A 16,360-nucleotide genomic window follows, 5' to 3' on the forward strand; every position below is an offset into this window, starting at 1 on the left:
GCCCGGAGGAAAGCATGGCGGTCACAGCAGCACACTACGAATCATTAACGACGATCAAACTCTCCGGCTCTCTGGCCCAGAAGTTTGGCCGCACGCACCGCCGACAGATAGACAGTGGCGAAACCTGGGAGGTCTTCAAGGCTCTCAAGGCCACGCTGGATGGCTTTGAGGCAGAGATCAGGCGCCTGGATGGACTGGGCATGCGTTTCGCCATTTTCCGCAACCGGAAGAATGTCGGAGTGGATGATCTGGGGCGACGCGGCACTCAGGAAGTGCGCATTGTCCCCGTAGTAGAAGGCAGCAAGCGAGGCGGCGTATTACAGACGGTAATCGCTGCAGTCCTGATTGTCGTTGGCGTCGTCACCGGGCAGCCCTGGCTTGTTCAAACGGGTATTGCGGTAGGGATCGGAGGTGTGATCCAGATGCTCAGCCCGCAGGCCAAGGGCTTGTCACAGAGCGGATCGCCCGAGAACCTTCCTTCCTACGCCTTCGGCAGCGCGAAGAACACCACCGCCAGCGGTAACCCTGTCCCAATCTGCATCGGCAAGCGCCGCTGGGGCGGGGCGATTATCTCTGCCTCGATCGAGGCGCAAGACAAGGCTTAGGGCCAATTCAGCAAACCAGCCGCCTCCGGGCGGTTTTTTATTGCCCGGAGGAAAGTATGGGCGCAGCAGCTCATCTGAAAATCACTGGCGCCAAGGGCGGCGAGAGCAAACCGAAGACTCCCGTTGAGGCTCCTGACAGCCTGCAATCGACGAACGTCGCTAAGATTCTGATCGCCGTGGGCGAGGGCGAGTTTGACGGCACTCCTACAGACCGCGACATCTACCTCGACAACACGCCGATCATGGATGCCAGCGGCAATGTGAACTTCCCTGGCGTGAAGTGGGAGTGGCGCCGCGGCACGATCGAGCAAGACTATATCCAAGGCATTCCTGCCGTGGAGAACGAGACCACCGTTGGTGTCGAGCTGCGCAGTGACAATCCGTTCAGTCGTGCCCTGAGCGACACCCAGCTCTCCGCCGTGCGTGTTCGCATGTCCTGGCCGCGCCTTGCTCAGCAGGACAGCAACGGCAACACCAATGGTTACCGCATCGAGTACGCCATCGATATCGCCACCGACGGCGGCGCCTATGTCGAGGCCCACCTTGGCGCCGTAGACGGCAAGACCACCAGCGGCTACCAGCGCTCCGTGCGCGTGGACCTGCCCAAGGCCACCTCGGGGTGGATGTTCCGCGTCCGCAGGATCACTCCGAACGCCAACAAGGGCACCATTGCCGACACGATGACCATCGCCGGCTACACCGAAATCATCGACGAAAAGCTGCGTTACCCGAACACAGCGCTGCTGTACATCGAGTTCGATGCGCAGCAGTTCCAGAATATTCCGGCGGTGACCGTCGACTGCAAGGCCAAGCGCTGGCCTGTGCCAAGCAACTATGACCCCATTGGACGCACCTATACGGGCGTGTGGGACGGCACCTTCAAGCAGGCCTGGACCAACAACCCGGCGTTTGTGACCTACGGTCTGTGCGTCGAGGACCGTTTTGGCCTGGGCAAACGCATCAAGCCGTGGATGGTCGACAAGTGGGAGATGTACCGCATCGCCCAGTACTGCGACCAGCAGGTGCCGAATGGGCAGGGCGGTCAGGAGCCGCGTTTCCTGTGCGACATGAATCTTCAGGGCCGCGCCGAAGCCTGGACCTTGCTGCGCGACCTCTCGGCGATTTACCGGGGCATGGTGTACTGGGCTCACGGCTCTCTTTTCATGCAGGCAGACATGCCGCGCGCCCAGGATATCGACTACGTATTCACCCGGGCCAATGTCATCGACGGGGAGTTCGTTTACGGCGGTGCCGAGCGTAACACGCACTACAGCCGGGCTCTGGTCAGCTACGACAACCCGGCCAACAACTATGACACCGATGTAATCCCGGTCACGGACAACGCTCTCCAGCGCCGGTACCGGGACCGGCCGGTGGAGATTTCAGCCATCGGCTGCACCCGTGCGTCCGAGGCCCAGCGCCGCGGTAAGTGGGCGCTGTTGAGTAACAGCCAGGACCGCACCGTCACATTCAAGACCGGCATGGAAGGGCGCATTCCGCTGCCTGGCTACGTCATTCCCGTCGCAGACGAGCTGGTTGCGGGCCGTCCAAACGGCGGTCGGATTTCGGCGGCTGCCGGCCGCGTTGTGACCTTGGACCGTGACACGCCGATCAAGGCTGGCGACCGGCTGATCTTGAACCTGCCGAACGGCACCGCCCAGGCACGCACGGTGCAGTCGGTGGCCGGCCGCGCGGTGACGGTAACCACCGCGTATGGCGTGCAGCCCGAGCCGGAACTGCAGTGGGCAATCGATTACCACGACCTGGCGGTGCAGCTGTTCCGGGTGCTGAAGACAACGCGCACCCAAGAGGGCGAGTACGAGATCACCGCGCTCGAGTTCAACCCGAGCAAGTTCGCGGCGATCGACACCGGCGCCAAGCTGGATGAGCGTCCGATCAGCGTGATCCCGGTGACAACCGTGCAGCCCCCGGCCAGCGTGACGCTGTCGTCCACCCACATGATCGACCAAGGCATAGCGGTCAGCACCATGACCATCGTCTGGCCGGCGGTGGATGGCGCTGTCGCCTACGACGTAGAGTGGCGCAAGGATAATGGCAACTGGGTGAGCATGCAGCGCACTGGGGCCGCTTCTGTCGACGTGGTCGGTATCTATGCTGGTGCCTACCTGGCGCGCGTCCGTGCGGTGAGCGCTTTCGACATCACTTCGGTCTGGAAAAGCTCTGTTCTCACTCAGCTCTCCGGAAAGGAAGGCCAGCCGCCATCGGTCACCTACCTCGAAGCTGAGAGCCTGCTATTCGGCATCGGCATTAAATGGGGCTTTCCAGCGGGTGCTGAAGACACGCAACGCACCGAATTATGGTACAGCGAGGGTGCAGATCTTAGCCTGACCACCAAGCTGGCTGACTTGGCGTACCCGCAGAATGAATATGTCATGCAGGGCCTACGTGCCGGGCAGCGCTTCTACTTCTGGGCGCGTCTGGTAGATCGGTCTGGCAACATCGGACCGTTTTATCCTGTCGAGGGGACGTACGTAACTGGCGCAGCCAGCGCCGATGCCGGGCCGATCCTTGAGCAGATCGCTGGCGAGATCCTCGAAAGCCACCTTGGTCAGCAGCTCACCGAGAAGATCGACCTTATAGATGGCAATGGCCCTGGATCGGTAAACGAGCGAGTTGAGGCGGCGCGTAGCGACCTGAGCGAGCAGGTTTCCGAGGTCAACAACGCAGTCGCGGCTGTACACAACTCGGTCACCGCCGTCCGCGACAACCTGCAGCAGCAAGTAAATGCGGTTGGCCAGGAGGTTGGTGCCGCCAAGGCCGACCTGCAGCAGAAAATCGACTCGGTATCCGTGCTGGCCGGCTCGCTGCCGTACAACAAAGACAAGACCTACACCACCAATCAGGGAGTGCTGGGGGCTGACGGCAAGCTGTACCAGGCGCTGAAAGCGGTACCGAAGAACACCCCGCCACCGAACGCGACCTACTGGACCGACGTTGGCCAGGCCATCGTCACGGCGGCCGGCACGGCTTCGCGTGTGTCCAAGGTCGAAACCGACGTATCCACGCTGGACGGCAAGGCCACGGCGCAAGCGACACAGATCGGTGGCTTGCAGTCGAGCCTCACCACCACCAACCAGAACGTGACCACCGCCCAGCAGGCAGCTGATGCGGCTAACACGCTGGCGGGCGGCAAGGGCAAGGTGATCATTCAGGCGTCAGCTCCTGCGGCCGCTGATCGCTTGGCCCAAAACCTGTGGATCGACACCACCAACAATGCGAACACGCCCAAGCGTTGGAACGGCACCACCTGGTTGGCGGTCACCGACAAAGCGGCGATCGATGCTGCGGCTGCGGCCCAGTCGGCGTTGTCTCAGGTTGCCTTGAAGGCCGATGCAACCGTGGTCAACAACGTGGCCACCCGGGTCAGTGAGGCCGAGGGCAAGCTGTCGTCTCAGGCTTCCCGCATGGATGGGATGCAGACCAGCATCGACGGCAAGGCCAGTTCTCAGTCGTTGCAGCAGGTCAGTAACCGCGTCACGGCCACCGAGCAAAAGGACGCGGCACAAGACCAGCAGCTTACGTCGCAGAGCCAGGTCCTGACCTCGCTCACCGACAGCGTGAGCAAGAAGGCCGAAGCGTCGACCGTTCAGGCCCTGAGCAATGAGGTCAACCAGCACGGCCAGAACCTCAGCGCGCAGGGACAGTCGCTGACCAAGATCAATGCGGCCTTGCCGCTGGTTGGCGGCGAGAACCTAGTCTACAACCCGTCGTTCGACACACCGGACCCCACCACACCCCTGGTGGCCGATGGCTGGTGGTATGACAGTGCGAGCGCTCCGGTTACCCGGGTGCCTTCGTTGGTCGTCTCTACCCTGGCCCCGGGCTTTGCCCAGCGCCTTGACGTAGCAGGGCTGACATCGAGCACTTGGGCCCGAGTTTATGGCCGTGCCAATCGCCGGTTCAAGGTGGTGCCCGGCAAGACGTACACCGCTTCGGTGTACATGCGCGGCACCGCCGGCCTGCGTATTCTGCCGCAGGTGTATGGCGTCAGCGACGCCGGCGTCAGCAGCAATTCGTGGGCCGGTGTTCGTGTCGATGCCAGCGATACGTGGGCGCGCCTCTCGGTCACGTTCACCGCTGACGCCAATACCGCGCAAATCTACCCGGCGTTTGTGGTGTATGGCGGCGCGTCTGCCTCTGCCGGCTTTATCGAGGGCGACCAATACCAGATCGAGGAGGGCGCGCTGGCCACCGGGTGGCGCGACAACGGTCAGGTCAACAGTGGCAATCAGGCGTCGACCGCGACAGCGGTGGAAGCGTTGAATGCCAAGGTGACCCAGCAGGGTACGGACTTAGCTAGTACGTCGAGCAAGACCACCAGCCTGGAAAACAGCCTGAACACCACCAACGGCAACGTGACGGCGGCGCAGGCAGCGGCGCAGAACGCGGCCGCGCTGGCAGGCAGCAAGGGCAAGGTCATCGTGCAGGCTGCTGCGCCCGACGTGGTGGATCGTGTTGCACAAAACCTGTGGATCGACACCACGGGCAACGCCAATACGCCCAAACGTTGGAACGGCACGACCTGGCATGTGGTGACGGACAAGGTGGCCACCGATGCGGCGGCAGCGGCGCAGTCGGCGCTGTCACAAGTGGCACTCAAGGCAGACGCTTCGGCGCTGCAGACGCTGGGGTCGACCGTATCCCAGCAGGGCCAGCAGGTTACGGCCAACGGACAGGCGTTGATCAGCATCAACGCCAACCTGGCTCAGAGCCTGGACAACAACCCGGCCAAGATCTACCAGAGCGTTTTCTCTGACGCATCGCTTGATAAATGGATTTCCACCAACAGTGGTGCAGGCGCGTCAGCTTCGTTTTCCAACGTTGCAGGCAATACCAGCGGCGCTACGCTGACGCTGAGTGGGGGAGCCAACAATGCCAGCTGGTGGGGCGCTTCGACCCGGAAAATCCGCTTCGACCCTGAGCGGCTGTACAAGCTTACGGTGCGCATTCAACAACTGACCCCGGGCAATGGAAGCCCGGTTACCTATGCCGGACTTGATGGCTTTGCCGAAGACGGTGTAACTCGTTTAAACAACCTCGGTAATGTGGGCATTGGTTCTTCGCATTATGTGGTTATAAACGGGCGGCCGCAGCCGGTGGGCGAGTGGGTTACTCATACGGCCTATGTCAAAGGTCACACCGTCGGCAGCGAGGGTGGTGGGGCGGGTGCGGGAACACTGGCCGATCCCAAGCGGATGAAGTCCGGCGTGGCTTGGGTATCCCCGATGATGATCGCGGGTTATAGCGGTATTGGTGGTGAGCTGGCGGTGGACTTCTTCACCATCGAAGATGTTACCGAGCAGGCCCAGATCGATAACAACGCCTTGGCCACCAGTGCGCTGACTGGCCGTGTCTCTTTGACTGAACAAGGGCTGACCAGCGCTTCAAACCAATTGACCGAGCTGAACAACAGTATTGGCGATGTCGGTGGCGAGAACCTGGTCTACAACTCGTCTTTTGAGGAAGAAGATCCCGGTACACCAGGGATCGGCAACGGTTGGTGGTATGACGGCAGCGCCGGTACACGGGCACCGAGTCTGGTTCCCTCAACGGTGGCACCGGGCATTGCACAGCGTCTCGATATTACTGGGCTCTCGCCAAGTACCTGGGCGCGTGTTTACGTCAAGCAAAGCATGCGGTTCAAGGTCACTCCCGGGAAAACCTACACGGCGTCCGTCTACGTGCGGGGCACCCCAGGGCTACGCGTGCTCGCTCAGGTCTACAACCTGAACGCCGCCGGCAGCAACACGGCTTCGTGGGGGTCGGTCCGGCAGGATGCCACATTGGAGTGGGCGCGCCTGGTTGTGACCTTCGTTGCCACCTCCGACACCGTCCTGCTGTATCCGTCGATAGTGGTGTACGGCGGCGCCAGTGTTACAGGTGGTTTTATCGAGGCTGACCAGTACCAAGTGGAGCAAGGCACTCGTGCAAGCGGGTGGCGAGACAACAGGCTGGTCAACGCTGCGATCAACAGTGCGACCTCGAAAGCGGTCGATAACTTGACGTCGGTCGTCAACCAGCAGGGCGGCACGCTGAGCAGCGTCACCGGGAGGACTACAACGCTTGAGAACAGCTTGACCACCACCAACCAGAACGTGACTACTGCTCAACAGGCCGCCGATGCGGCAAACACGCTGGCGGGTGGCAAAGGCAAGGTGATCATTCAGGCGTCAGCCCCTGCGGCCGCTGATCGATTGGCGCAAAACCTGTGGATCGACACAACCAACAATGCGAATACGCCTAAACGCTGGAGCGGTAGTGCCTGGGTCGCGGTCACGGACAAGGCGGCCACCGATGCGGCTGCGGCGGCAGCCAATGCGTTGTCGGTTGCCCAGGGCAAAGCTGATGCATCGGTGGTGCAGGGTATTAACTCGCGGGTGACGGACGCCGAGGGCAAGCTGACCTCGCAGGGTCAGGCGATCACGGCCATGGACAACAGCCTAACGGTGACCAACCAAAACGCCACGACCGCGCAGCAGGCGGCACAAGCGGCGGCTGATTCGGCAGGGACCAAGGGCAAGGTGCTGTACCAGTCTGCTGCCCCGGCGGTGGCGGATCGCCTTGGCCAGAACTTGTGGATCGATACCACCAACAACGCCAACACGCCGAAACGGTGGAGCGGCAGCGCTTGGGTGGCGGTCACCGACAAAGCGGCTACCGATGCTGCGGCCGCTGCGCAGTCGGCGCTCACTCAGGTTGCCACCAAAGCCGAGGCATCCGCGCTGCAAACCCTTACCAACCGTGTTGCTGCAGCTGAGGGGGTTAACACCAGCCAGTCCGCAAGCCTGATCGACTTGAGCAACAATGTCGGTGCAATCCAGAGCGGCCTGGGCGCATCCGGGCTCGACCCAGCTCCCGGGGCCTACTGGCAGTTCGATGCCGGCGCCGAAGGATTGGTGGGTGTCAATGCAAATACTGCAGTGTCTGGAGGCTCGCTGCGCCTGACGCCGACCAGCACCAATCCGCAGTTGCTGACCAGTAGCGGGGCGCTCACCTTGAGTATTCCCGGTGCTCAATACACCAAGGTGCGCGTAGGGTTAACGCGCCGCGGCGGTGCAGCCACGTCGTGGACGGGGACACTTTACTACTCAACGACTACCCACGGCATTTTGTCTGCCTATCGAGCCAGTGCGGCTAACCCGAACATCGCGGTGGGCCAGTCAGCTGTTGTTGAGTGGGACATGGCCAATCTGGCTGTCGGCGGCACGGACTGGTTGGATAGCACCATCGGCCGGTTGCGGTTCGACTTCGCCAATTCGCTCGATTCTGTGTGGGATGTTGATTGGATCGCAGTCGGCCGTGTCGGGCCGTCGGCGTCGAGCCGCGTGGTTGAGTCGCTGACTTCGACGGTCACCCAGCAGGGCGACAAGCTGACGGCAGAGGCGCAGCGCATCGATGGGCTGTACACATCGGTTGGCAGCGCCCAGGCAGCGATCCAGAACGAGATAACTGCGCGAACCAACGCCGACTCGGCACTCAGCCAGCAGATCCAGACCACGCAATCGTCCTTGGGGGACACGAATGCGTCAGTGCAGCGAGTGAGCTCGACGCTGACTCAGCTTAATGCCGTGGCAAATGCGTCAGAGGTCGTGAAGGTCCAGATGACCGCCAACGGTATTCGGCACGTCGCCGGGTTCGGCCTGAGCATCGACAACTCCAAAGGTGCGGTTCAATCCACGTTTGCGATCCTGGCCGGCAGGTTTGCGATTCTCAACCCTTCTGGCGATGCAGTTTCAAGCCCGTTTGCGGTGGTCGGCAACCAGACGTTCATCAGTGATGCGTATATCCGGGACGCAAGTATCGGAAATGCCAAGATCACGAATGCTGCCATCACTACCGCGAAGATCGGTGAGGCGGAGGTGGACACGCTGCGTATTCGGGGTAACGCAGTGACCATTCCGGTGGGTGCATTCGCATCTGCCAGCTCCGTCAGCGTGACGGTAACGCTCGACGGTAATTACCCCGTGTTTTTGCTCGGATCGCTTACGCAAACCTATTACTCGGACATCTCGATGACCAGGAACGGGGTTGCGCTGTGGGTCGAGCGACCGCAAGGGAGCAGCATCGCCAGCCGCGGAGTGATGGATTACCCAGGGCCAGGCACGCACACCTACACCCTTTCCTCAAACCACGCCGGTAACACTAACGGCGCCTCGATTCTTGCGGTGGTATGCAAACGATGAACAGATTGACCTTGGATGGGGACGATCCGTATGAGGTCGTCTCGTACTTTGTTACGGACCAGCAGAATGTGGTTATTCAGTCGGGCACTTCCCAGCGCCTGCACCTGAATGACCATGCCCTGGACGGCGTATTGCACCTTGGCACGGCGCCGCAGGGACGCTTCAAGTACATCGACGGCGAGTTTGAGCCCTACGCGCCCGCTGTCAGTTATGACCTGGCGCGCCGGGACGGGTACCCGCCTATTGAGGATCAATTGGACATGCTTTGGCACGCCATGGATCAAGGCGCGATGCCCAAGGCTGAGCCTTTCTACACGACCCTGCAGAGGGTCAAACAGCAACACCCCAAAGCCTGAAGGTTTCACAAAACCCCATGCCCGCCGTTGAGCGGGCTTCTTTTTATCTGGAGAAAACCCATGCCATTTGTCGCCATCAACCTGAGCAATGACTACGAAGTCGCCAACAAAACCCGCTACGCCACCCAGGAGGAGGCTGACGCCCGTGCCCGCGAGATCCTGACCCAGTTCCCGGCCGCCCAGGTCTGTGTCGCGCAGGTACTGAAGGACTATACCGCCAAGGTCTCCATCAGCGCGAAAGATCCGGCAGAGCCAGCACCGGAGCCTGGGGCGCCTGCTGCCTGACGGCATTCGCAACCACCCAATGCCCGCTTTGTGCGGGCTTTTTTTCGCCTGGAGAAATCCCATGACCGCACGCGGTGTTCGCAACAAAAACCCCGGCAATATCGATTACAACCCCCGCAACGACTGGCAGGGCCAGATCGGCAAGGAGCCCGGCGGCCGCTTCGCCGTCTTCGACACCCCGGAAAACGGCATCCGCGCGCTGGGCAAGCTGCTGATCAACTACCGCAGCAAAGACGGCATGCCCGGTGTGGGCGGGAAGGGCATTGATACGGTGCTCGAAACCATCAACCGATGGGCGCCTAGCAACGAGAACGACACCCAAGCCTACGCCTCGACCGTGGCCAAGCGCCTGGGCGTGCGTACCACCGACCCGATCAATATCAAGGACCCGGCCACGCTGCGCGGCATGGTGGTCAGCATCATCATCCACGAGAACGGCGGTAACCCATACGCGCCGACGATCATTGATGAAGGCGTTCGGCGGGCGCTGGCATGACCTGGCGGGCCGCGGTGCCCACCTGGTGCTGGTGGCTGATTGCCTTGGCTATGGTGGCTGGAGGCCAGGAAATCCGCGTGGGAGCGGGAAAGGCTGAGGCGGCCGCCGCCCGCGGTGAAACCGCATCTGCGCGCGCCGAGCTTTCCGACTACCGCCTTGAGGTATCCGAGCGCGACCGGCGCACTGCCGCCCAAGCCAGAGCAGTAGAACAGCGCCGCCAGGCTTTGGCGGACGAGGAGGGTGCGAGTGCACGACAGAAACTGGAACTGGCCCAAGGCCGCGCCGCTGCTGCTGAGTCTGCTGCTGGCGGGCTGCGCGGGGAAATCGCTCGACTGCGCGCCGGCCGAGCAGCAACCTGCGACTCCATCGCTGCCCAGCAGCGCCAGGCAGGAACCTCTGCCGTCGTGGTGCTCGGGGGATTGCTTGAAGAGTCTGACCGAATGGCGGGAGACCTCGCGGCAGCGCTTGAGCGAAGCCGAATAGCCGGGCTGGCGTGTGAGTCGATCTATAATGGCCTGACCAAGTGAGCAGGGCATCGAAGTGGACAAGCGGACGTTTATCGGAATGGTCGAGGCTGGCGAGCCGCTGATTCAGCAGGCGATCGACGCCATGCGCGAGTATCACCAGGCCCAGGATCGCGGCGCGCCGGTACATGAGGTGGAGCGCCTGCGCCAGCTGGCCGAGTCGCTGTTCCAGGTCGTGTCGGATTATCAGCTTCGTGTCGTGGCCAAGGCCCGAGGCAAGGAGTTGCCACCGCTGCATTAGGCCGCCGGTCGGTCGTTGCCTGAAGTGCTAATGGGTTATACGATACTGTCTATTTATACAGTATTGGTGCCACATGTACTTCCTTCTCGTTCGACGCCGCGAGCATGGCGTGGCCTTACCCTCCGACCGTCTACGGAAAGTCCAGCCACTCCGTGCGGACGTCCACATCGGTGATCACCACAGCGAGCCCCTGGGGCGTGTGTCGACTCAGGCCTGGGTGTTCAACCCTACACCTGGACCGGACATCATTCCGCGCCTGCACGACGCTAAGGTCAACGGCATGGCCCAGCTCGGCATTAACATCAACGGGGTGGAGGAAATCGACGGCGTGCTGTACGCGCAGTCCTGGTGGTGCAGGGCAGAATGATGAGTGGGCTGCCACAGACCTGGCTGGCCGAACTGGGCGACTACGTTGCCCTGGTAACCGATCCTGATGGGCGTGCTGCGGTGCTCAGTGAGATGGCCTACGCCGCTCACCGGCGCCTGGATGTCGATGACAATGACCTGGTCGACATGCTCGAGCTTGCCGAGGCGGGCAGGATGTGGGCGCTGATGGAGCACGAGGAGGCCTGGGCTATCGGTCTCTTCGGCGATTACGAGCCTGACCACCATGGCGGGTACCAGGTGATCAAGGGTGCCGGAAAACGGCACAGCTGTGAGTAGCCATATAAAGGAAGGAAAACGGTCGGCAGAACGCCGAGGGCTGGAATAGCTGCGTTGTCATAAAGCTGGCATTATCGAGCCATTCAGGCCCCAATAGGACCTAAAGGATGACTTTCCGAAACGATGCAGCCCCCGTGGTTAAAGGGCTGCAAATTAGTCACGCAAGCTTTTGCAACTGGATCCGCTACAAGCACCTGGTGCTGATCGACACCCTGGCGCGCACCCGCAACATGCACGCAACCGCCACGCGCATGAACCTCAGTCAGCCGGCCCTGAGCAAGATGCTGCGCGATCTCGAAGAGCAGTTCGGCTTTGCCCTGTTCGAGCGCCTGCCACGCAGCATGCCGCCCACTGAGCTGGGTGAATATGTGGTGCGTTATGCCCAGGGTGCGTTAGCCGAGTCGCAGCAATTCGTCGACCAGGTCAACCGCCTGCGCAACGGCGGGCACGGTTTTATCCGCGTCGGCGGCATCTTTGCCGCCACTGCACTGGTCCTGCCGCAGGCCATCGCTGCGATCAAGGCGCGCAGCCCGCTGTTGTCGATTGAAGTGGTAGAGCATTCCAGTGATCACCTGCTGACCATGCTCGAGCAGAACAAGCTCGACATCATGATTGGCCGCTTTACCGAAGAGCGCTTCAGCCAGTTGTTCGACTTCCAGCCTCTGGAGCCCGAACCGTTCAGCCTGGTGGTCAACAGCGAGCACCCGCTTAACCAGCTGGAAAGCCCGCCCCTGGCGGCGTTGGGCGACTGGCCGTGGGTGTTGTACCCGGTGGGCACGCCGATTCGCAACCGCCTGGAGCAGGCCTTCCGGGTGGCGGGTATCGCCACGCCGGCTGACAGCGTCGAGACCATCTCCATGCCGATGTTCCTGCAGTTACTGCAGTCGGCTCCGATGATTGCCATGTTGCCGCGCTCGATGGTTGCCGCGCAGCTGGCCAGCGGGCAGTTCAGGGAGTTGCGCAGCCCCTTGCACGTACCCGCCCTGGAGTATGGCGTGGTTACCCGCAAGGATGAACCGCTGAGCGCTTCGGCCCGGGCGTTTGTCGAGATTTTGCTGGAGGGCGCCAGGCAGCGACAAAAGGAAGGTACGGCTGCAACCGCCTCGGGCAAGGCCTGATGGTTCAGGCGCTCCCACAGGGTGTGTGCAGGCCTGAGTAATTCGAGGCAGGCTTTTAGACGATCAGGGATCACCGCCCGATTACAACTTTTGATAACCACTGGTTATCGCTTGATCGGATCATCTCATTGGGAATGCTGCCCAAGGCTTCTTACAGTGGCAACAGCCATAACAAGAAGCTCGCTGCACTACCCTGAGAGGTCCCATGCAACTGATTGCCAAGTCCGGTGACCTTGCCGTCATCCGCCTCAACCCGCTGGACAATGTGCTCATCGCCCGCCAGGCCTTGCCGCAAGGCCTGCATCTGGATACCGAGGCGATTACCGTGCGTCAGCCGATTCCTTCGGGCCACAAACTCGCGACCGAACGCGTGGAGCAGGGCCAGCCGCTACGCCGCTACGGGCAGATTATCGGTTTTGCTTCGCAGGCCATTGATGCCGGCGACCACGTGCATGTGCACAACGTACAGATGGGTGATTTTGCTCGCGACTATGCCTTTGGTGTCGACACGCGCAGCTTGCCGGGTAGCGAAGCAGTGTTCCAGGGCATCGTGCGCGCCGATGGGCGTGTTGCCACCCGTAATTACATCGGCATTCTCACCTCGGTGAACTGCTCGGCGACCGTGGCCCGGGCTGTGGCCGACCACTTCCGCCGTGACATTCACCCCGAGGTGCTGGCCGACTACCCGAACATCGACGGCGTGGTCGCCTTGACCCACGGTGCCGGTTGCGCAGTGGACCCCAGCGGGGAAGCCCTTGGCCTGCTGCGCCGTACCCTGGGCGGGTACGCCGTGCACCCCAACTTTGCTGCGGTACTGATCATTGGCCTGGGCTGCGAAACCAACCAGATCGAAAGCCTGCTGGAAACCCAGGGGCTGCAAGCCAGTGCGCAGCTGCGTGCCTTCACCATCCAGGGCATCGGCGGCACGTCGAAAACCATCGCTGCCGGCATCGAGCAGATCCGCAGCCTGCTGGCCGAGGCCAACCATGTCCAGCGCCAACCGGTCAGCGCACGGCACCTGGTGGTCGGCCTGCAATGTGGCGGCTCAGATGGCTACTCCGGCATTACCGCCAACCCGGCACTGGGCAACGCGGTCGACCGTCTGGTGGCGGCCGGTGGTACGGCGATCCTGTCCGAAACCCCGGAAATCTACGGCGCCGAGCACTTGCTGACCCGCCGCGCGGTCACCCGTGAGGTCGGCGAAAAGCTGGTGGCGCGCATCCGCTGGTGGGAAGACTACTGCCAGCGCATGAACGCCGAGCTGAACAACAACCCTTCAGCCGGCAACAAGGCCGGGGGCCTGACCACCATCCTCGAAAAGTCGCTGGGCGCAGTGGCCAAGGCGGGCTCCAGCAACCTGGTCGATGTGTACCAGTACGCCGAAGCTGTGCGTGCCCAAGGCCTGGTGTTCATGGATACCCCCGGTTACGACCCGGTCTCGGCCACCGGCCAGGTGGCCGGCGGGGCTAACCTGATCGCCTTCACCACCGGGCGCGGCTCGGCTTACGGCTGTGCTCCGGCACCGTCGATCAAGCTGGCAACCAACAACCGGGTGTTCGAACACCAGCAAGAGGACATGGACGTCAACTGCGGCGGCATTGCCGACGGCTCCACCACTATCGAAGAGCGTGGTGCGTACATTTTCGAACAGATGTTGCGCATTGCTTCCGGGGAACGCAGCAAGAGCGAACAGCACGGGTATGGGCAGAACGAGTTCGTGCCCTGGCAGATCGGTGCAGTGACCTGATTGACCGCTTCTGTTCCGCCTACGAGATGACACCCATGACTCAAGCCACACATTTCAACGTGCGAGCGCTCACCACCTTTGTCGAGCAACTGTTCGAAAAGGCCGGCGCCGATGCCGAAGTCGCCCAGGTGGTGACCCAGGTACTGCTCGAGGGTGAACTGCTCGGGCACCGCACCCACGGCCTGAACCTGGTCAGCCGCTACATCGGCGGCATGCTGGAAGGAACGGTCAAGGCCCGTGCGCAGGCACTGGAACAGGTGTCGCACAGTGACGTCTCCAGCGTGTTCGATGGCCACTACCTGCTGGGGCCTTACTGCGTCAGCCGTGCGCTGGATTGTGCGGCAAAGGGGGCGACTGCGCAGGGCATCGGTATTGCGGTGGTGCGCCGTGCTTCGCACATCGGCTGCCTGGCCGCCTATCTCAAGCCCTATACCGACCGGGGCCTGGTGGGGAACAGGGCATGACCCTCTCGCCTGAACTGCTGGCGGACCTCGACCGCCTGGCCGGCCAACTGCAACTGCCGGCACTCTCCCAATAATGCACACCAAGGGTACACAGATGACTGATCGATCGAACGCCAATCAACCGCTGTCGCTGAACCAGAACGCCAGTGTCTTCGAGAGCGGGAGCTGGGTAGGGCGGGTCTGGCTGGCGGACCAGGGCCCGGCGGTGGTGCTGGTGAAAGCAGGCGCCGTCTACGATATCAGCAGCCACGTGGCGACTGTTTCGGCCCTGCTGGAAGTGACCGACCCGGTGGCCTATCTGCGCGCCTTGCCGCTGGCCGAGCCACTGGTTGCGCTATCGGTGTTGCTGGACAACAGCGATCCGAGCCAGCGCGACCCCAGTCAGCCATGGCTGCTGGCACCCATCGACCTGCAGGCGGTGAAGGCCGCAGGTGTGACCTTTGCGACCAGCTTGCTGGAACGTGTGGTCGAAGAGCAGGCCAAGGGCGACCCGGCCAAGGCCGATGCAATCCGTGACACCTTGGTCAGCCGCATCGGCGCCGACCTGTCGCAGATCGTGCCCGGCTCCGCCCAGGCCGAAGCGCTACGCAAAGTGCTGGTGGAGCAGGGCCTGTGGTCGCAATACCTGGAGGTGGGCATCGGCCCGGATGCCGAAGTGTTCACCAAGGCCCAGCCGCTGTCGGCGGTTGGCCACGGTGCCGCTATCGGCATCCACCCCAAGTCCAGCTGGAACAACCCAGAGCCGGAAGTGGTGCTGGCGGTGTCCAGTGATGGCCGCATCAAGGGCGCGATGCTTGGCAACGACGTCAACCTGCGCGACTTCGAAGGGCGTAGCGCCTTGCTGCTGTCCAAGGCTAAGGACAACAACGCCTCTACCGCCCTGGGCCCGCTGCTGCGCCTGTTTGACGAAAGCTTCGGCCTTGACGATGTGCGCAACGCCGAAGTGGACCTGCGTGTTGAAGGCGAAGACGGCTTCATCCTGTCTGGCCGCAGTTCCATGCGCCAGATCAGCCGCGACCCGCAAGACCTGGTGCAGCAAACCCTCAACGAAAACCATCAGTACCCCGACGGCATGGTGCTGTTCCTGGGCACCCTGTTCGCCCCCAAGCAGGACCGCGACCAGCCAGGCAATGGCTTTACTCACAAGCCGGGCGACGTGGTGACCATCAGCAACCCGCAACTGGGCACTCTGTGCAACCGGGTGACCACCAGCGACCAGGCACCGCAGTGGGCGTTTGGCCTGCGCGCGTTGATCGACAACCTTGGCCGGCGTGGCCTGCTGGAGGTCGCAGCCACCGCCCGCCAGCCCTGAACAACACGCTGCGCCAGGGAGGGGCGCAGCACGCTCGATGGATCGCCAAGGCGCTGACAGCGCGGCAACAATAATAATAAAAGGGCGACACATGAACCCTATGAAGAAGTACCAGCGCAGTACTCGGGTTCGTTCACCACGGCGTTCATGATCAGCGCGGGGGTGGCACTGTGCTCGGCGGTGGCGTACTTCCTGCTGCTGCAGGCGCCGATTGGCAGTGAAGGACGCGGCAGGGGAGAGGGTCCCGGCAACCAAGTAACCCGGAAACGTCACGTAATCCCTGTAGGAGCGTCAATGGACTGACCCACGGCTCTTGTCAGGCACGTTTATCTGTATGTATAAACA

At 62.2% G+C, this 16,360-nt stretch carries 12 protein-coding genes and 2 pseudogenes; all 14 read left to right on the forward strand.

The window, feature by feature from the left end:
* The first annotated feature begins 14 nt into the window (after positions 1-14).
* Positions 15-605, forward strand: a complete 591-nt coding sequence (locus LU684_RS09725) for a tail assembly protein (protein ID WP_232894565.1) — start codon at positions 15-17, stop codon at positions 603-605.
* Positions 606-661: 56 nt separating this feature from the next.
* Positions 662-8,809 (forward strand): TipJ family phage tail tip protein, encoded by an 8,148-nt coding sequence (gpJ, locus tag LU684_RS09730; RefSeq protein ID WP_232894566.1) that lies wholly within the window; start codon positions 662-664, stop codon positions 8,807-8,809.
* Complete coding sequence (locus LU684_RS09735; protein WP_232894568.1) at positions 8,806-9,165, forward strand: hypothetical protein; 360 nt, start codon at positions 8,806-8,808, stop codon at positions 9,163-9,165. Before gpJ ends, LU684_RS09735 begins: the two co-directional genes overlap by 4 nt.
* Before the next feature lie 60 nt (positions 9,166-9,225).
* The gene (locus tag LU684_RS09740; protein ID WP_232894569.1) at positions 9,226-9,450 is read left to right on the forward strand and encodes a hypothetical protein; all 225 of its coding nucleotides are present in this window, start codon (positions 9,226-9,228) and stop codon (positions 9,448-9,450) included.
* 61 nt (positions 9,451-9,511) lie between these two features.
* Complete coding sequence (locus LU684_RS09745) at positions 9,512-9,946, forward strand: structural protein P5 (protein WP_232894570.1); 435 nt, start codon at positions 9,512-9,514, stop codon at positions 9,944-9,946.
* A complete protein-coding gene (locus LU684_RS09750) occupies positions 9,943-10,473 on the forward strand; it encodes a DUF2514 family protein (protein WP_232894572.1) in 531 nt (176 codons plus the stop codon). The genes LU684_RS09745 and LU684_RS09750 overlap by 4 nt, the downstream gene beginning before the upstream one ends.
* Before the next feature lie 13 nt (positions 10,474-10,486).
* Positions 10,487-10,711, forward strand: coding sequence for a hypothetical protein (locus LU684_RS09755; RefSeq protein WP_232894573.1), 225 nt, complete (start codon positions 10,487-10,489; stop codon positions 10,709-10,711).
* Between the two features lie 73 nt (positions 10,712-10,784).
* The gene (locus LU684_RS09760; RefSeq protein ID WP_086977659.1) at positions 10,785-11,078 is read left to right on the forward strand and encodes a hypothetical protein; all 294 of its coding nucleotides are present in this window, start codon (positions 10,785-10,787) and stop codon (positions 11,076-11,078) included.
* Positions 11,075-11,374, forward strand: coding sequence for a hypothetical protein (locus tag LU684_RS09765; RefSeq protein WP_232894575.1), 300 nt, complete (start codon positions 11,075-11,077; stop codon positions 11,372-11,374). The genes LU684_RS09760 and LU684_RS09765 overlap by 4 nt, the downstream gene beginning before the upstream one ends.
* A gap of 107 nt (positions 11,375-11,481) precedes the next feature.
* A complete protein-coding gene (locus tag LU684_RS09770; RefSeq protein WP_232894576.1) occupies positions 11,482-12,492 on the forward strand; it encodes a LysR family transcriptional regulator in 1,011 nt (336 codons plus the stop codon).
* Between the two features lie 205 nt (positions 12,493-12,697).
* Positions 12,698-14,239, forward strand: coding sequence for a UxaA family hydrolase (locus tag LU684_RS09775; protein WP_232894577.1), 1,542 nt, complete (start codon positions 12,698-12,700; stop codon positions 14,237-14,239).
* A 35-nt stretch (positions 14,240-14,274) separates the two neighbouring features.
* A pseudogene (locus LU684_RS09780) lies at positions 14,275-14,688 on the forward strand (Ldh family oxidoreductase); the annotation flags it as partial.
* A 109-nt stretch (positions 14,689-14,797) separates the two neighbouring features.
* Positions 14,798-16,015, forward strand: coding sequence for a fumarylacetoacetate hydrolase family protein (locus LU684_RS09785; protein WP_016486435.1), 1,218 nt, complete (start codon positions 14,798-14,800; stop codon positions 16,013-16,015).
* A 117-nt stretch (positions 16,016-16,132) separates the two neighbouring features.
* Positions 16,133-16,274, forward strand: a pseudogene (locus tag LU684_RS09790) (MFS transporter); the annotation flags it as partial.
* Between the last annotated feature and the right edge of the window lie 86 nt (positions 16,275-16,360).

Source organism: Pseudomonas sp. NMI542_15, from assembly GCF_021283425.1.
Classification (GTDB): Bacteria; Pseudomonadota; Gammaproteobacteria; order Pseudomonadales; family Pseudomonadaceae; genus Aquipseudomonas; species Aquipseudomonas fortuita.